This window comes from Bradyrhizobium sp. CCBAU 53340 (genome assembly GCF_015291645.1).
Classification (GTDB): domain Bacteria; phylum Pseudomonadota; class Alphaproteobacteria; order Rhizobiales; family Xanthobacteraceae; genus Bradyrhizobium.
Genome location: NZ_CP030055.1, coordinates 4,381,376 through 4,398,504 on the forward strand (window position 1 = coordinate 4,381,376; position 17,129 = coordinate 4,398,504).

A 17,129-nucleotide genomic window follows, 5' to 3' on the forward strand; every position below is an offset into this window, starting at 1 on the left:
CTCTCGGCTGAATTGAAGTCTTTTAGCACGGTGTGGCGGGGGCGCCAGCGATTACCTTGCGCCGCACGGCGGCCGTCCCGTCGCTCTTCCGCGCTGCTATTTGGCGTCCTTGGCAGCGATGGCCTGGCGATCGCGCGCAGCCGCAAGCTCCGCCTCGATCTTGGCGCGCTGGTCGGGCGGGATGATCGCCTGGTCACGGTCCGGCGGCAAATCATGCACCGGAAGGTAGGTTCCGGGCTCCCTGGGATGTGCAGGTGAATCTGCGGCCGACATGTCCGCCAACTGGCTCGAGCAGCCGCCCAACGTGCACGCCGCCATCAGCAGCGCGCAGCACGCAAGCCGCGTCTTTTGCAGGTCCCACCACGCCAACACTTGGGAAATCCCCTACTCGTCCCAACGCAAGGCTGCCGATAGCTTAATCAACAACCTGCCCAAGCTCAAACCATTGCTGCCCACAAATGGCACGAGCGAGAAATCATCCAAGGCCCCGCGTCACAAAACGTGCATTGCGATTGTGACAAAAGCAAGAAGCCTTGTCGCAGTGCAGCACATCTTCGCGTCTGTTTAGCGCGAAACCAGCGAGCTTCGCGGTGACGAATACGGAATGAATCGTTACTGTCTCCTTCATGAGTACCGTCACAACCGACACGCCCAAATCCGAGATCAAGTCCGGGACAAGATCCGGGACAACGTCTGACACCAAGTTCGATGCGGAAGCCTTCGCAATGAATGTCGCGCGGGCGATGGAGAGCGGCGGCAAGGCGCTTGCCGCGTATCTGAAGCCCCGCGAAAGCGGTGAGGTTCAGGACCGCCCACCGGCCGAGCTCGCGGAAGTCGTCAAGACCTTCACGTCGGTCGCCGAATACTGGCTGTCGGACCAATCGCGTTCGTCCGACCTGCAGACCAAGCTTGCCAAGGACTATCTCGATCTGTGGGGCGCGGCGGCGCGGCGAATGGCCGGCCAGGACGCGCAGCCCGCGATCGCGCCCTCGCCGCGCGACAAGCGTTTCGCCGATCCGGAATGGAAGTCGAACCAGTTCTTCGACTTCGTGATGCAGCTCTATCTGCTCACCAGCAAATGGGCACAGGAGCTGGTGCGCGATGCCGAGCTCGATCCGGCGACCCGCCGCAAGGCCGAGTTCTACGTCCAGCAGGTCACCAACGCGATCTCGCCGTCGAACTTCGTACTGACCAATCCGGAGGTGCTGCGCGAGACCGTTGCAAGCAGCGGCGAGAACCTCGCGCGCGGGCTGACGATGCTGGCGGAGGACATCGCTGCGGGCAAGGGCATGCTCAAGATCCGCCAGTCCAACCCGGACAACCTCGTCGTCGGCGTCAACATGGCGACAACGCCGGGCAAGGTGATCTACCAGAACGAGATGATGCAGCTGATCCAGTATTCTCCGACGACGGAGAAGGTGCTGCGCACGCCGCTTTTGATCGTGCCGCCCTGGATCAACAAATTCTACATTCTCGATCTCAAGCCGGAAAAATCCTACATCAAGTGGTGCGTCGACCAGGGCATCACCGTGTTCGTGATCTCATGGGTCAATCCCGACAAGAAGCTCGGCACCAAGAGCTGGGAAGACTACATGAAGGAAGGCCCGCTCACGGCGATGGACGTGATCGAGAAGGTCACCGGCGAGATGAAGGTGCACACCGCCGGCTATTGCGTCGGCGGCACCATGCTCGCGACCACGCTGGCCTGGCTCGCCGAGAAGCGGCGCCAGCGCGTCACGTCGGCCACGTTCTTTGCCGCGCAGGTCGACTTCACCCATGCCGGCGATCTCTTGGTGTTCGTCGACGAAGACCAGATCGCAGCACTCGAGCAGGACATGAAGGCATCGGGCGTGCTCGAAGGCTCCAAGATGGCGATGGCCTTCAACATGCTGCGCTCCAACGATTTGATCTGGTCCTACGTCGTCAGCAACTACCTCAAGGGCCAGCAACCGAGCGCGTTCGACCTGTTGCACTGGAATTCCGACGCGACGCGAATGACCCAGGCGAACCATTCCTATTATTTGCGCAACTGCTATCTGGAAAACCGGCTGTCGACCGGCACCATGGTGCTCGACAACACCCTGCTCGACCTCTCCAAGGTCAAGGTGCCCGTCTACAACCTCGCCACCCGCGAGGACCACATCGCGCCCGCGGAATCGGTGCTGTACGGCTCGCAGTTCTTCGGCGGACCGGTGAAATACGTGCTGTCCGGCTCCGGCCACATCGCCGGCGTCGTCAATCCGCCGGCCTCGGGCAAGTACCAGTACTGGACCAACGACAACATCAAGGACGTCAACGTTGCCCAGTGGATGAAGGGTGCGGTGGAGCACAAGGGCTCGTGGTGGCCGGACTGGCGCGAATGGCTTGGCGAGCTCGACCCTGAAGAAGTGCCCGCGCGCAGTGTCGGCACCGAGGCGTTTCCGCCGATCGAGGACGCGCCCGGCAGCTATGTCAGGGTTCGCGCGTAGCGGAATCTGCGACGCTTGTATAAGCTCACTCTCAGACAGCGACGACAGAGGGGACCGGGTTATGACGCGTGAATTGTTCTGGCTGACCTGTACGGTGATCCTGACCGGGGTCCTCTGGATTCCCTACACCATCAACCGCTGCCAGGTTCGCGGGCTCAGCGGCGCCATGGCCAACCCCTCGCGCGGCGACAAGCCCCAAGCCGAATGGGCGAACCGGCTGATGTTCGCGCATGACAATGCGGTCGAGAACCTCGTGCTGTTCGCGCCGCTGGTGCTGATCCTGAATGCGATCGACTATTCGTCGAAATGGACCGTTCTCGCCTGCGTGGTCTATTTCTGGTCGCGAGTCGCGCATCTGATCGTCTACGCGCTCGGAATCCCGGTGTTCCGCACCCTCGCCTTCTCCGTCGGCTTCCTGGCGCAGGCCGTGCTGGCGCTGGCGATCTTCAAGGTGTTTTGAAAACGATACGCAGCCTCGAGGCTGCCTTCGACCTGTAATCAGGACTATCGTTGCGTGCTGGTGGCAACCAACGCGAGGAAAGCCGTGATGCGAATCCTCTTGCCTATTGCCGCGATCATCGTGCTCACCGGACCATGCAGCGCGGCCGGCGCGCAAGCGCAATGCCCTGAATTGACACGGCTGCGCAACGAGGCTGTTCAAGCCGCAAAACCGGCGTCACGCTCTTTGATGCTTGGCGAGTGCGGTGCCTATGTGCGGGCCTCGCGGACGTGGGACGCCGTCGTCGACTATGCGGCTGAGCATCAGGACGTCTGTAACATATCTGACCAGATGCTTGACGCCCTCAAAACCTCTCGCAGCAATGCTGTGACAGCCCGCAACAACGTCTGCGCCGGGCGTCCTGCTCGACCGTTTCCTGCCGACATTGTTTTGCAATGAAGACGCAGAAGCCCGGACCTGCTGACTGTCCGGGCCTCCGATTTGCGGCGCATCACGCAGGGCAATGCTTCAAGGCGCGCTGCGTCGTCTGCCGCCTACTCCTCCGGCAAGCCCAGCATCAGCCGCATATTCTGCACGGCTGCGCCAGATGCGCCCTTGCCAAGATTGTCCAGCCGCGCGACCAGCACGGCCTGATGGTACTTGTCGCTGGCGAAGACGTAGAGCTCGAGCATGTTGGTCTCGTTGAGCGCCTCCGGCTCGAGCCGGCCGCCCTTTGATGCTTCGTTCTGGAGCGGCATCGCCTTGACGTACCTTGAACCTGCGTAACGCTTGGCGAGCGCGGCTTGCAGATCTGCCCCCGTCGGCTTGCCCGGCAACGTGTCGAGCTGGAGCGGCACCGAGACCAGCATGCCCTGCCTGTAATTGCCGACCGAGGGAATGAAGATCGGCCGCCGCGTCAGGTTCGAATAGAGCTGCATCTCCGGCAGATGCTTGTGCTCGAAGCCGAGGCCGTAGAGCTCGAAGGCCGGCGCGCTGCCGTCTTCAAAGCTTGCGATCATCGACTTGCCGCCACCGGAATAGCCGCTCACCGCGTTCACGGTGACGGGATAGTCAGGCGGCAACAGGCCGGCGTCGACGATCGGCCGCAGCAGCGCGATCGCGCCGGTGGGATAGCAGCCAGGATTGGACACTTTCTTCGCGGCCTTGATCTTGCCGGCCTGGTCCGGCGCCAGTTCCGGAAAACCGTAGGCCCAATCAGGCGCGACCCGGTAGGCGGTGGAGGCGTCCAGCACCTTCGGCGCTGAGGGACCCATGCTGTCGACCAGCGCGACCGTTTCCTTGGCGGCATCGTCGGGCAGGCAGAGGATGACGAGATCGACTTCCTCCATCAGCGCCTTCTTGGCCGCGGGATCCTTGCGCTTGTCATCGGGAAGCGTCTTCACGACGACGTCGCTCTGGAGCTTCAGCCGCTCGTTGATGCCGAGCCCGGTGGTGCCGGAGCCGCCGTCGACGAAGACGGATTTTTGCTTGGCGCCGGCAGGCCGGATTTCGTTTGTGTCAGCAAGGCTCATGTCATGCTCCCTTCGAGCTTGGCACCTGGTCCGGCCAGACGCACCAATCGGATGATAGACATAGATGGGAACCCGGGTCGCAGTTCGCGAGCTGCCGGGGTAGCGTTCCATCCGCGGGTTTTACCAGCGGATTGTGACTGATGACGCGGAACGCCGCGCGGCGTTCTGTCTGCGGCGTAATCGAGGGCGAATACATTATCGATCTCCTGCTGGGCCTCCTTGGGGGCCGCCGGATCAGATCGCGCTGACAGGAGAGAGAATGCCGCGGACCGGATCCAGCGGCAAAGACGATGATCTCAAACGCGATCGACCGCCCAAACCGCTAGGATGCGGCGGCGGCGACGGGCGAACAGGATGGTCGCGGCGTTGATCATGGCGCGCGGCTATAAGGCCAGTCGCGGTTCCCGTCAAGGTTTTGGCGTCAAATCGCCCGCCAGATCCATTCCATGATCTTGGCGATCACGTCGCCAAACAGCAGCAGCGCCGCCGACCAGACCAGGGCCGAGACGAAATTGGCCGTCTGGAAGCTCCAGTAGGGCATCTCGAAGATGCCGGCCGCGAGCGGTACCGAAGCCCGCAACGGACCGAAGAAGCGGCCGATGAAGATGCTCGGCACGCCCCAGCTGCGCACGAAGGCCTCGCCCTTGGGCAACAGTTCCGGATAGCGCGAGAGCGGCCACATCTGGGCAACGTGCTCCTTGTAGCGATAGCCGAACCAGTACGAGACCCAGTCGCCAAGCGCAGCGCCAAAGCCGCCGGCGATCCAGACCGGATAGAAGCTGATGCCGCTTGCCCCGATCAGCGCGCCGATCGCCACGAGTGCGCCCCAGGCCGGGATCAGCAGCGAGATGAAGGCGAGCGACTCGCCGAAGGCGAGCAGGAATACGATCGGAGCCGCCCACGCCTGATGAGCCCGCACGAAGTCGGCCAGCGCGTGTGCAAACTGCTCCATTCCAGATTAGCCTTCCCGCGCTGTCTCAAGGTGCTGCTCGATGAAAAGGACTGGTAAGCCAAGCACTTGTGTGACATCAAGTCACAAAATCCGGCCCAGACCGGACCGGCGCGTCAAATTGCCGGGAATGGACGGGTCTGCGGCGTAAAATCGCCGGGATTGGCTCCCAACGACGCCCAAGTTCGGTCCGGCGGTGATTTTTCCAAGCCGGCCGTGGCATAGTCACCTCAACCGATTCGCCGCCTGCGCGGCCCTCAAAACGCATCAAGATATATGTCCAAGCAGTTGAAAACTAAAGCCAAAGACGATTTGTTCGAAGGCAACGAGCCGAAGGGACGCGCGAGCGCCGCAAAGGCAGCCCAGCGCGCGGCCGGCGGCGAGGCTGATTACACGGCCGCCGACATCGAGGTACTCGAAGGCCTGGAACCGGTGCGGCGCCGGCCCGGCATGTATATTGGCGGCACCGACGAGAAGGCGCTGCATCACCTGTTCGCAGAAGTCATCGACAACTCCATGGACGAGGCGCTTGCCGGGCACGCGACCTTCATCGGCGTCGAGCTCAGCGCCGACGGGTTCCTGACCGTCACCGACAACGGCCGCGGCATCCCTGTTGATCCGCACCCGAAGTTCCCGAAGAAGTCGGCGCTCGAAGTCATCATGTGCACGCTGCATTCGGGCGGCAAGTTCGACAGCAAGGTCTACGAGACCTCGGGCGGTCTGCATGGCGTCGGCATCTCCGTCGTGAACGCCCTCTCCTCGCGTCTCGAGGTCGAGGTCGCGCGCAGCCAGAAGCTCTATCGCATGTCGTTCGAGCGCGGCCATCCCAAGGGGAAGCTCGAGGATCTCGGCAAGGTCAACAACCGCCGCGGCACGCGCGTGCGCTTCAAGCCGGATACCGACATCTTCGGCGCCAAGGCCGCGTTCAAGCCGCAGCGCCTGTTCAAGATGACGCGCTCGAAGGCCTATCTGTTCGGCGGCGTCGAGATTCGCTGGAACTGTGCGCCAGAGCTGCTCAAGGGCGTCGAGGACGTGCCGGCGGAAGCGACCTTCCACTTTCCCGGTGGCCTCAAGGATTATCTGGCCGCGGCGATCCACGCCGACACACTGGTGCACCCCGACATCTTCTCCGGCAAGTCGGGCCGCAACGGCGCACACGGCGCCTGCGAATGGGCGGTGGCCTGGACTGCGGACGCCGACGGCTTCCTCTCCTCCTACACCAACACCGTGCCGACGCCCGATGGCGGCACGCATGAATCGGGATTGCGCAGCGCGCTCTTGCGCGGCCTGAAGGATCACGCCGAGCGCGTCGGCCAGGGCAAGCGCGCGGCCTCCGTCACTTCCGAAGACGTGATGGTGGGCGCCGCCGTGATGCTGTCGGTGTTCGTCCGCGAGCCCGAATTCCAGGGCCAGACCAAGGATCGCCTTGCGACCGCAGAAGCGCAGCGCATCGTCGAACAGGCGATGAAGGATCCGTTCGATCATTGGCTGTCGGGCAATCCGAACATGGCCAACCGGCTGCTCGACTTCGTCATCGACCGCGCCGAGGAAAGGCTGCGGCGCCGCCAGGAAAAGGAAACCGCGCGCAAGACCGCGGGCAAGAAGCTGCGCCTGCCCGGCAAGCTCGCCGACTGCACCGATGCTGGCACCGAAGGCTCCGAGCTCTTCATCGTCGAGGGCGACTCGGCCGGCGGGAGCGCCAAGCAGGCGCGCGACCGCAAAACTCAGGCTGTGCTGCCCTTGCGCGGAAAAATCCTCAACGTGGCTTCCGCCGGCAAGGACAAGCTCACCGCGAACGCGCAGCTCTCCGACCTCGTGCAAGCGATCGGCTGCGGCCAGCTCCTGCAATATCGGGAAGAGGATCTGCGCTATCAGCGCATCATCATCATGACCGACGCCGACGTCGACGGCGCGCACATCGCTTCGCTGCTGATTACGTTCTTCTACCGGCAGATGCCGAAGCTGATCGACGAAGGCCACCTCTTCCTCGCGGTGCCGCCGCTCTACAAGCTCACTCACGGGCAAAAGTCGGTTTACGCGCGCGACGACAAGCACAAGGACGAGCTGATCAAGAGCGCCTTCAACGCCAACGCCAAGGTCGAGGTGAACCGCTTCAAAGGCCTCGGCGAGATGATGCCGGCGCAGCTCAAGGAAACCACCATGGATCCGAGCAAGCGGACGCTGCTCAAGGTGGTGCTGCTGCCCGACGATCGCGACACCACAGCGGATTCGGTGGAGCGACTGATGGGCACCAAGGCCGAAGCGCGCTTTGCCTTCATCTCCGACAAGGCGGAGTTTGCCAGCGAGGAGCTGCTGGACGTCTGACACGCCTTGCGAGAAGCGCCCGTCGCTCCCGGCGGCGGCGCCTCTCTCGTTCTTCAAAGCCCCGGCGCAGGCCGGGGCTTTTTCGTGTCGGCACGCGGCAAACACAATTGGCGAGTTCAGCGCTTCCCGATGATTCTCTCGGCGCCCGAGTCGGCCGGGGATTTACGAGCTCAAAGGCCAGACGCGGCCCGCCTTTGTTCGGACGGGCGCGCCCCGCACCCGGACAGGAGCGACCTGGCCGGGTGGCAGTTTCGGTCCGCCACTTTGGGTGGGAAGGTAACCGATTGAATCTATGAATTAATTTCGATCGCCCGCTTGCGCGGCGGAACTGTGTCCTCCGTACAACTGCGGACCCTTTTCCGTCCATTGTGTCTGCGCAGCAACAGCTTTTCGGCAGAAACCGTCTATAGTCCAACCATCGAATTTGACCGGAACGGCGCTCGCGCCCGCTAAAGCCAAGGTTGGGGATTTAACATGAACAAGATTTTGCTGGCTCTGACCGCGGTTGCGGCGATGACGGGAACGGCTTCGGCCGCCGATCTGGCTGCTCGTCCCTATACCAAGGCTCCGGTGGCGGTCGCCCCGGCCGTCAACTGGACCGGCTGCTATCTCGGCGCCGGCGGTGGCGGTGCCATCACGAAGAACGACCACAACGATTTCGTTGCCGGATTTGGTGCAGTTGGTCCCAACCTGTCGACGGGTGCGGATGGCTGGCTCGCAACGGTTCAAGGTGGTTGTGACTACCAGTTCGCTGGTACGAACTGGGTTATCGGCGGCTTCGCCGACTACGACTTCATGGACGTGAGAGGCGATATTTCGACCGGTGGCACTTTTGCTCCGTCGCTCGTCGGAAGCCAGAAGCAGGATTGGCAGTGGGCCGTCGGCGCTCGCGTCGGTTACTTGGTTATGCCCTCATTGCTGACCTACGTTTCGGGTGGCTACACGCAAGGCCACTGGAAGTCGACGACGCTTTCCGCATTTGCTGCCCCCGGCGTTGGCGTCGCAACGTTGCCTGGATCGACCAAGGGTGGCTGGTTCATCGGCACCGGCGACGAATACGCTCTGACGAACTTCCTGCCCGGCCTGTTCTGGAAGACCGAGTACCGTTACTCGGAGTTCGATCGGTCGGACGTCTCCATCAATGCCCTTCCGAGCGGCTTGCCGACCGGCGTTTCCGAAACCCAGAAGTTCCGCGAGCACAGCGTTCGCAGCGAGCTGGTCTACCGCTTCAACTGGGCCGGCCCGGTCGTCGCGAAGTACTGATCTGAACGCGAGTTGTAGACGTCAAAGCCCCGGCATCGCCGGGGCTTTTTCGTTTTGCCGCCAGACGCGACGTTTCGTCGTTCCGGCCTGCGAATTCTACTACTGAGTGTGTCGGATGGGCGACAGCCCGCGCGCACGATTCAAGGTAGGTTTGACTCGTCTCAGCGCCGAGGGCGGACAAATTGGCGCGGCTTCTTGTTTCCAGGGAATTGAAAATGAAGAAATTGATGCTCGTTATGGTTGCGACGGTAGCTATGGCAGGCGCAGCCTCGGCGGCTGATTTGGCCGCCCGCCCCTACACCAAGGCTCCAATTGCTGCGCCGGCCGTGAATTGGACAGGCTGCTATGTCGGCGCCGGTGGTGGCGGTGCAATGACGAAGAACGATCACAACGACTTCGACACCGCAACCGGTGCGGCGCTCGGCCCGAATCAGACGACCGGCGCAAGCGGTTGGCTCGCGACCGTCCAGGGTGGCTGCGACTATCAGTTTGCAGGTACCAACTGGCTCATCGGCGGCTTCGCCGACTACGACTTCATGGACGTTCGGGGCGACATTTCGACGTTCGGCACCGCCTTTCCGACCAATGTCGGCAGGCAGAAGCAGGACTACCAATGGGCGGTCGGCGCGCGCGTCGGCTATCTCGTAACGCCCCAGCTGCTCACCTATCTCTCGGGCGGCTACACCCAGGCGCATTGGACCGCGACCAACATGGTGACCTCAAATACCGCGATCGGGGCCGCGCCAACCACCCTCCCGGGCGGCACCAAGGGCGGCTGGTTCATCGGTGCAGGTGACGAATATGCGCTGACCAGTTTCCTGCCTGGTCTGTTCTGGAAGACCGAATATCGCTACTCGGAATTCGACCGGTCGAACGTTGCTATCAACTTCACCGCCACCGGCACGCCCTTCTTCGGCACCTCGGAGACCCAGAAGTTCCGCGAGCACAGCGTGCGCAGCGAGCTGGTCTACCGCTTCAACTGGGCCGGCCCGGTGGTCGCGAAGTACTGAGCCCAACAAAGTCTCAAACGTCGAAGCCCCGGCATCGCCGGGGCTTTTTCGTTGTGTAGGGTGCTTATCGGCTGACGCTCGCCTTCAGCAATCGGTACGCCTCCCCTAGCCGGCTCTCGATCATCGTCCAGTCGGCTTCGGTTATGGCCTGTCCCCTCGCATCGCGGAACGCCATCGCCTCTGCCCGCGCGATGCCGAACTGCCTGATGCCGGGATCGTCTGCGCTCTCGCCGTAGGTCAGCGCCGTGACCCGCCCGATGGTGAGACCATAGTCCTGCGGGACCACCGCCTCGCGGCGCGCCTGCCACCAGTCGAGCTCGAGGCGGGCGGCCTGCTCCACGTCGAACGCCACGGGGGCCGCCGGCGCGAAATCGCGGTAGTACGCCACGAGCGCCGGCAGCGCCGCATCGGCCTCTTGCCGTGACTGCGTCGGCTGGAACGCCTTGGCGGCCTCGGCCGCGCTGAGGGCGACATGGAGGTGATAGAACAGCGTGGCATAGCGCTTGTCGTAATAGTCCCGCCACATCGCGGTTTCGAGCCGCGCCATTTCAGCCGGATCGAATGCCCGCAGATCCGCCTGGCGCGGCATGGCGACGTAGGCTGCGACCAAAGCGGCCACCGCCGCGGTGCCCGGAATTACGATGCGCACGGACATGCGTCCTCCCGTTTGTTGGAGCATGATCCTTTCGGAAAACCGCTGCGCACTCTTCCGGATCATGCCCTTGCGTCCGCAGCCATTGTATCTGAACCGAAGCTACGGCTAGTCTGGCGGGAAGTTTTCGCGACCCGCACCGATCTTCATGCCGCCGGTCGCGACAGAAGCAGCCCAATGGGGAGGAAAGCATGCGCAGATTTCTGCTTGTCGCAGGCCTGTTTGCCCTCGCTGTCGGGCTGCTCTGGATCGGACAGGGCACGGGCACCGTCGCCTGGCCACGATCGAGCTTCATGGTCAACCAGCTGCAATGGGCCGGCTACGGCGCCGCCATGGCGGGCTTCGGGCTGGTGCTGATCTGGCAGAGCAATCAATAGAAGAAACCAGAAAGTGAAAGCATGACATCCAACCGGTTCGATCTCCGTGGCAAAGTCGCGATCGTCACAGGGGGCAATGGCGGCATCGGGCTCGGATTGGCCCACGGGCTTGCCGACGCCGGCGCCGATATCGCCGTGGTCGGACGCAACGAAGCCAAGTCGGCCGCAGCGGTCGCCGATCTCAAAGCACGCGGCGTGAAGGCGATTTCCGTCACCACCGACGTCACCGACAAGGCGGCGGTCGCCGCCATGATCGACCGTGTCGTCAGGGAGCTCGGCCGCATCGACATCCTCATCAACAACGCCGGCATGAGCATCCGCAAGCCACCGCACGAGCTCGAGCTCGACGAGTGGAACAAGGTGATCGACACCAACCTCACCAGCGCCTTCGTCTGCTCCAAGCTCGCCTATCCGGCGTTGAAGGCGTCGGGCAACGGCAAGGTGATCAATATCGGCTCGATGATGTCGATCTTCGGCGCGAGCTTCGCGACCGCCTATGCGGCCAGCGAAGGCGGAATCGTCCAGTACACACGCGCCTGCGCCAACGCCTGGGCCCCCGACAACATCCAGGTCAACGCCATCCTGCCGGGCTGGATCGACACCGATCTCACCCGCGGTGCGCGGAGCCAGGTGTCGGGCCTGCACGAGCGCGTGCTGGCACGCACGCCGGCGGGACGCTGGGGCGACATCGACGATTTCGCCGGCATTGCCGTCTTCCTCGCCTCCTCGGCCTCGAACTTCGTCACGGGGACCGCGATTCCCGTCGACGGCGGCTTCTCAGTGATGGCCTGAGGCGCCGCCACCATTGCACGCAAAAAAGAAGCCCCGGTCGAAGCCGGGGCTTTTAATTTGGCCGTGATCTTTTCTTTGATTGGTCGTTTGTCGCTTAGTAGCGCGCGATCACAGGAGCGTCGAACTTGTAGCTGGCGCGGACGACAGCCCACTGGATGTCGCGCGGCTTGGCATCGAAGGTGTAATTGCCGGAGATGCCGCCGAGCTGGTAGGTCTGGCTGCCGAAGGCCGCGTAATTGTACTCGAGGCCGACGATCCAGTTGCGGGTGATGCCGTATTCCCAGCCGGCGCCGACGGTCCAGCCGTTGGCCCAGTGGGTCTGACCGCCCGTACCCGTCACAACCGGATCGGTGACCGACAGCCTGTTATTGACGCCGGCGTAGCCGCCCTTGATGTAGAACAGGTTGTTCTGCACGGCAAAGCCGGCGCGACCGACGACGGTCGCGAGAACGTTGGCGCGCCAGGAGAACACGTCGTTCGCCGGGCCGAAAGCGGTGTTCACGATCGTGCCCTTGTTGTCGAGGCCGGAGATCGTACCTTCCACACCGAACACGTAGTTGTTGGCCTGCCAGTTGTAGCCGATCTGGGCGCCACCCATGACGCCCGAGTTGCGCTGGCGATAGCCCTCGCCCGGCGTCAGATCGCCGAACGCCGCGCCCGTGCCGTTGTTGATGAACTGCTCGTTGGTCCAGGCGCCACCGATGTGGCCGCCGACATAGAAGCCTGTCCAGTTGAACAGCGGCTCGATATAGGCGGGCGCCTTCGTGTAGGGACGCGCGGCGAGATCGGCGGCGGAAGCAGCGCCGGTCGAAACCAGTGCGGTCGTGCAGGCGAAGGCGGCAATCAATTTGTTACGCATGGTACACCCCGTGTCCTTTGATGGGCGCACGCTCACACGCAGGTCTTACTCAAATTTGAATCAACAAAGTTAAGGCGCCGGATTGGCCCGCGGCGGGATTTGAATCCAGGTGCGCTGTTGCACGCGCGCAACGCAATGCATGCGATTTAACGCGGTGTTATCCCTACCAGATCCCTGTGCTAGGAGGCCGGCGCGGCTTTCGAATGGACGTGCTCGGGCCGCACGCCGATGGCGATGAAGCGCGCCGGAATGCCCTGAAGCCATGGCCATGCAGACATCAGGCGCAGGATCAGCGGAACCTTGAGCGGCTGATCGCCGCCTTTCAGCGCGCCTTTGATGATGTTGTTCTGCACGGCCACCTGCAGCGCCTGCGTCATCCGCACCGGAAAGGCGCGGCGCCGCCTGATGGCATCGAGCTCCGCCTCCGATGGACAGCCGTGCACCAGCTTCTCTGCGAGCAGATTGGCGGTCGCGACCGCATCCTGGACAGCGAGATTGACGCCGACGCCGCCGACCGGCGACATCGCATGCGCGGCGTCGCCGATCAGCAGCAGGCCGGGCCGCGTCCACCTGACGAGGCGGTTGATCGCGACCGTCAGCAATTTTATATCATCGAAGCTCTTGACGTCGGCAATGCCGCGCTTGAGGGCAGGCGCCATGCGCACGACGTCGTCGAGCAGCGCCGGCAATCCCCTCGCCTTCACCACGTCGTATTGCCCCTTGGCGATGACATAGGCGCATTGCCAATAGTCTCCACGGTCGAAGGTGATCATCATCTTGCCGGACTCGATGCGCGCGAAGAAATTGTCGACCGCGTCTGGCGTTCGCCCGGCGCGGAACCAGAGCACGTCCATCGGCGCCCCGATCTCCTCCGCGCTGAGGCCGGCGCGCTCGCGCACCGTCGAATGCCGGCCGTCGCAGGCGATGGTCAGGTCGGCCTCGATGTCGAGGATGCCGTCGGGCGTCCTTGCGCGCACCCCGGCGATGGTCTCGCCGTGGCGGATCAGATCGATCGCCTCTGTATTCATGAGCACCTTGAGCGAGGCAAAGCGCTGGCCGGCCTCACGCAGGAAATTGAGAAAGTCCCATTGCGGCATGAAGGCGATGAAAGGGTATTTCGTATTCAGCCGGCTCAGATCGGCAATGCGCACCTTGATGCCGCCGATCAGGCCGTCCATGGTCTGCAGGCGCTGATGCGGCAGCTTGAGGAAGCCGTCGATCAGACCGAGTTCGTCCATCACCTGAAGCGTCGAGGGGTGCACGGTGTCGCCGCGAAAGTCGCGGAAGAAATCGGCATGCTTCTCCAGCACCACAACCTCGATGCCGGCGCGTCCCAGGAGATAGCCGAGCATCATGCCCGCAGGTCCGCCGCCGACGATGCAGCAGCGGACTTTCATCAGGCGCGGCGGGGGTTGTTGAGGCGAGGCTGCGTCCATGATTCTGCCTTCTGGCGCTTAGATCCATCAAGGGATTGTAACGCCCGCCTGCGCCAAAGGCTCAATTCGATCGAGAGGAACCGCTCAATTGTTGCTGCGGTTGGCGGTGCGGAAGCTCTTGACCTCCGACACGCTGCCATCGCGATAGGTCAATTCGACCGACATGAATTGCGTCGACGGGGGCAGCTTCTCATAGAGCAGCATACCGGCCGAGATCGCGGTCGGATCTCTGAGATCGCAAGGCGGCATCTTCAGCACCTTGTCCGGCACCGCCGTGTCGATGCCGATGCGCACCTCGCGGATCGCGCAGCGGTACGAGACGAGATGCGTGTAGTAGACCAGCAGCCCGTTGAACTGGCGGAACGAGAGCCAGCTCGTCGCGGTCATATCCAGGATCTTGCGTTGGTCGCGGATCAGCGCCGCCTCTGGATCGAACTTGATCGGAAACGGGCCCTGCATGTCGCCGGAGGCGTCGACGTAACGAACCTCGATGGTGCCGGCCTGCGCATCCGGCGGCAGCTCGATCGACGGGTTCGGCAGGCGCTTGCGCGTGCGCGGGTCGAGCGTGTCGATGAAACCGGTCTCGCGAAAATCGCCACTGCCGGCCATGCGCCAGGAGATGCCGATGGTGGGATCGGCGAAGGAGAACGTCACGCTCCAGCCGCCATTGTGGCGCGAGAAGCTCGCGATCGGCGCGTTGGTGGTCTCTTCCCGCGGCACCCGCGGCACCGAGACCGGCGGCAGCGCCGCGACCTTCTGCGGCGGCGGGTCGGCCGGACGCGCTGCGGCCGCGGCCGCGTCCTTCGCGGCTCCGCTGAGGAAGACGTCGTCGACCATCTGGTCGAAATAGACAGGCACCTGCTTGTGCTTGACGGTGTCGGCCATCTCGCTGACCAGGCGGCGCGTGTGCTGCGCGACCTGAACGAGGTTCTCGCCGGGCTGGAGCAGCTCCTTGGCGAAGGTGCGCGTGAACACTGAATTCGGATTGGAATCGTCGTTGGAGAGACGATCGAGCGCGGTCTGGCGCGGGCCGGCCGAGAACACCGAGAACACGCCCTCGGGCAGCTGCGTCATCGGCGCCAGCCCGCCGCCGCCGGCGACCGCGCGCGTACCCGCGCGCTCGAACGGATTGTTGCGGCAGGCGTCGAACACCAGGATCGAGGTGCGCGCCTTCTTGTTCTGGAGACGCTCGACCACGCGGTCGGCGAGAATGGAGGCGTCGCGCACCAGCTCTTCCTGGCCTTCGGTCGCCGCCGGCACGTCGGTCGGCAGCAGATAGTTCTGGCCGGCGATCTCGAAACCATGGCCGGCGTAGAAGAAGAACGCGGTATCGCCGGGCTCGATCGCCCGGTCGAAGGCAAGCAGCGTCTCGGTGAATTGCTGACGATTCTGGTTTTCAGCGACCATCACCTGGAAGCCGAGCTGCTTCAGCGTATCGCCCATGGTGCGGGCGTCGTTGACGGCCTTCAGGAGTTTGGGGACGTTCTTGTAGTCATTGTTGCCGACGACGAGCGCGACACGTTTTTCGGCATGAGCAACGTCTGCGAAACCGCTGAGGCTCGCCGCCAGGCCAAGCGCTGCCAGAGTTCTGAAAAATCGCCGCGTCATCGTGACATTCCCCTGCAGAACGGCTCCGCCTTGGGCTCCCAGCGGAACCCCGCGCCGTTGATGTGATAGTCGGTCCAATCGCATCGAGGGTTCAACCGCTCGGAGTTTGTCCATTCCCCATTCCACCTATGGCAGATTCCGGTGGAATCTGCTTTTTTCTCGGGTGGAATTCCGTTCGAGACAAGGGGCAGCCGTGTATCGCTGGTGCACCGACGAGGTCGAGCCGCACGACCGCTTCGACTATTGGCGCGAGGTCCGCGCCAAGGGCCTGTTCGGGGTTACAGCAGAACTCGAGCGCGAAAGGCGCGGCGACTTCTACGGCGAATTCTTGCTGGGCCAGCTCGGCGGTGGCGGACTGGTCGAGCTGAAGGCCTCATCCTACGCAGTCGAACGCAGCCAGACCGACATCGGCGACGCGCCGGGTGACAGCATCTGTGTCTACCAGCAGCTCGGTGGCGGCGGCTGGTTCGGCGGCATGCGCGCCAGCGATTTCGTGATTCCCAATGGCAGCTTCGCAACCAGCCATACCGACCTGCCCTACCGCACGAGGCCACTGGGGGACGCCGGTTTTCACCTGCGGATTCTCAAGATCCCCGTCAGCGGCCTCGCGACCGAGGACAAGCGCGTGCGCGAGCTTGCGGCCAAGCCATTCAACGATCCCGCCCTGGCCCCCCTGCTCGATGCCTGTTTTGCCGACCTCGGCGAGGCGGCTGCGAATGATGGCTCGCCCGATGCCGTTCCGCTGGTCCAGGCGCTGGCGCAGCTGGCGCTGATCGAGCGCGGCATCGTCAGGCCGGGCAGCCGGCGCGGACAGGCCGGGCTTCGGACCGCGCGCCTGTCGCTGGCGCGGCGCCTGATCGCGCGCCATTTGCAGGATCCAGACCTGGCGCCGGCACGGGTCGCCGACCTGCTCGGCATCTCCGTGCGCCATCTGCACATGCTGTTCGAGGTTGCCGAGCGCAGCTTCTCGCAGACGGTGACGGATGAGCGGCTGAAGAAAAGCCGCAGCCTGATGCGCGAAGCGCCCGACCGGCTGATCGCGGATATCGCCGCCGCCTGCGGGTTCGAGAGCCTGGCGACCTATTACCGGGTCTTCAACGCCGCCTATGGCATGGCGCCCGGCGATTTCCGGGCCCAGGTCGCAAGGGCGCGTTAACCCTCAGGCTGGCCACCGTAGCCGAAAAGCCGAGCCGCGCCCGCTATTTGGGCAAAAACATGAGGGTTTTTAGGACCTTCCCGCGCCTGCTCCATTGACTTTGGCCGATTCCGCCCTATGTTCCGGGTCGACGCGGCTCAGATCGAAAAGCGATTCCTGAGCCTGGCGCTTTGTTCGCGTGAGTCAGCACCCCCAGCTTCTTTGAGAGCGCGCCGTTTCGGGGTGGAACGCGACAGCCTTTTTACCCTCGATTCCGAACGGCG

The 17,129-nt window shown here is 63.5% G+C and carries 16 protein-coding genes; 9 read left to right on the top strand and 7 right to left on the bottom strand.

The window, feature by feature from the left end; translation table 11 throughout:
- Nucleotides 1-96: 96 nt before the first annotated feature.
- Nucleotides 97-372 carry a hypothetical protein gene (locus XH89_RS20880; protein WP_194462324.1) on the bottom strand — a complete coding sequence of 92 codons (276 nt, stop codon included), beginning with the start codon at nucleotides 370-372 and terminating at the stop codon, nucleotides 97-99.
- Between the two features lie 254 nt (nucleotides 373-626).
- Between XH89_RS20880 and XH89_RS20885 the strand changes: the two genes are divergently transcribed.
- The 3 genes from XH89_RS20885 (at nucleotide 627) to XH89_RS20895 (ending at nucleotide 3,366) form a co-directional block, all read left to right on the top strand.
- Nucleotides 627-2,468, top strand: a complete 1,842-nt coding sequence (locus XH89_RS20885; protein ID WP_194462325.1) for an alpha/beta hydrolase — start codon at nucleotides 627-629, stop codon at nucleotides 2,466-2,468.
- Nucleotides 2,469-2,529: 61 nt separating this feature from the next.
- A complete protein-coding gene (locus tag XH89_RS20890; protein ID WP_194462326.1) occupies nucleotides 2,530-2,928 on the top strand; it encodes an MAPEG family protein in 399 nt (132 codons plus the stop codon).
- An 87-nt stretch (nucleotides 2,929-3,015) separates the two neighbouring features.
- Nucleotides 3,016-3,366, top strand: a complete 351-nt coding sequence (locus XH89_RS20895) for a hypothetical protein (RefSeq protein ID WP_194462327.1) — start codon at nucleotides 3,016-3,018, stop codon at nucleotides 3,364-3,366.
- Nucleotides 3,367-3,461: 95 nt separating this feature from the next.
- Here XH89_RS20895 and argC read toward each other — a convergent pair whose 3' ends face one another.
- Nucleotides 3,462-4,439, bottom strand: coding sequence for an N-acetyl-gamma-glutamyl-phosphate reductase (gene argC / locus XH89_RS20900; RefSeq protein ID WP_194462328.1), 978 nt, complete (start codon nucleotides 4,437-4,439; stop codon nucleotides 3,462-3,464).
- A gap of 421 nt (nucleotides 4,440-4,860) precedes the next feature.
- The gene (locus tag XH89_RS20905) at nucleotides 4,861-5,391 is read right to left on the bottom strand and encodes a DedA family protein (protein ID WP_194462329.1); all 531 of its coding nucleotides are present in this window, start codon (nucleotides 5,389-5,391) and stop codon (nucleotides 4,861-4,863) included.
- A 273-nt stretch (nucleotides 5,392-5,664) separates the two neighbouring features.
- On the opposite strand from XH89_RS20905, the gene parE reads away from it, so the two are divergent.
- From parE to XH89_RS20920, 3 genes are all read left to right on the top strand, one after another.
- The gene (parE, locus tag XH89_RS20910) at nucleotides 5,665-7,713 is read left to right on the top strand and encodes a DNA topoisomerase IV subunit B (RefSeq protein ID WP_194462330.1); all 2,049 of its coding nucleotides are present in this window, start codon (nucleotides 5,665-5,667) and stop codon (nucleotides 7,711-7,713) included.
- Nucleotides 7,714-8,187: 474 nt separating this feature from the next.
- On the top strand, nucleotides 8,188-8,976 hold the full coding sequence (locus XH89_RS20915; protein ID WP_194462331.1) for an outer membrane protein: 789 nt from the start codon (nucleotides 8,188-8,190) through the stop codon (nucleotides 8,974-8,976).
- A 215-nt stretch (nucleotides 8,977-9,191) separates the two neighbouring features.
- On the top strand, nucleotides 9,192-9,986 hold the full coding sequence (locus tag XH89_RS20920; RefSeq protein ID WP_194462332.1) for an outer membrane protein: 795 nt from the start codon (nucleotides 9,192-9,194) through the stop codon (nucleotides 9,984-9,986).
- Nucleotides 9,987-10,050: 64 nt separating this feature from the next.
- Here XH89_RS20920 and XH89_RS20925 read toward each other — a convergent pair whose 3' ends face one another.
- On the bottom strand, nucleotides 10,051-10,641 hold the full coding sequence (locus tag XH89_RS20925; RefSeq protein ID WP_194462333.1) for a hypothetical protein: 591 nt from the start codon (nucleotides 10,639-10,641) through the stop codon (nucleotides 10,051-10,053).
- A 188-nt stretch (nucleotides 10,642-10,829) separates the two neighbouring features.
- Between XH89_RS20925 and XH89_RS20930 the strand changes: the two genes are divergently transcribed.
- Nucleotides 10,830-11,015 (top strand): hypothetical protein, encoded by a 186-nt coding sequence (locus XH89_RS20930; RefSeq protein ID WP_007591540.1) that lies wholly within the window; start codon nucleotides 10,830-10,832, stop codon nucleotides 11,013-11,015.
- A gap of 21 nt (nucleotides 11,016-11,036) precedes the next feature.
- Nucleotides 11,037-11,807 (top strand): SDR family NAD(P)-dependent oxidoreductase, encoded by a 771-nt coding sequence (locus XH89_RS20935; protein ID WP_194462334.1) that lies wholly within the window; start codon nucleotides 11,037-11,039, stop codon nucleotides 11,805-11,807.
- Nucleotides 11,808-11,901: 94 nt separating this feature from the next.
- On the opposite strand, the gene XH89_RS20940 is transcribed toward XH89_RS20935, so the two are convergent.
- From XH89_RS20940 to XH89_RS20950, 3 genes are all read right to left on the bottom strand, one after another.
- Complete coding sequence (locus XH89_RS20940; protein ID WP_194462335.1) at nucleotides 11,902-12,666, bottom strand: outer membrane protein; 765 nt, start codon at nucleotides 12,664-12,666, stop codon at nucleotides 11,902-11,904.
- A 179-nt stretch (nucleotides 12,667-12,845) separates the two neighbouring features.
- On the bottom strand, nucleotides 12,846-14,102 hold the full coding sequence (locus XH89_RS20945) for an FAD-dependent oxidoreductase (protein WP_194462336.1): 1,257 nt from the start codon (nucleotides 14,100-14,102) through the stop codon (nucleotides 12,846-12,848).
- Between the two features lie 84 nt (nucleotides 14,103-14,186).
- On the bottom strand, nucleotides 14,187-15,710 hold the full coding sequence (locus XH89_RS20950) for a caspase family protein (RefSeq protein ID WP_194462337.1): 1,524 nt from the start codon (nucleotides 15,708-15,710) through the stop codon (nucleotides 14,187-14,189).
- A 193-nt stretch (nucleotides 15,711-15,903) separates the two neighbouring features.
- Here XH89_RS20950 and XH89_RS20955 point away from each other — a divergent pair, with 193 nt between their 5' ends.
- Nucleotides 15,904-16,866, top strand: a complete 963-nt coding sequence (locus XH89_RS20955) for a helix-turn-helix domain-containing protein (RefSeq protein ID WP_194462338.1) — start codon at nucleotides 15,904-15,906, stop codon at nucleotides 16,864-16,866.
- Nucleotides 16,867-17,129 lie beyond the last annotated feature (263 nt).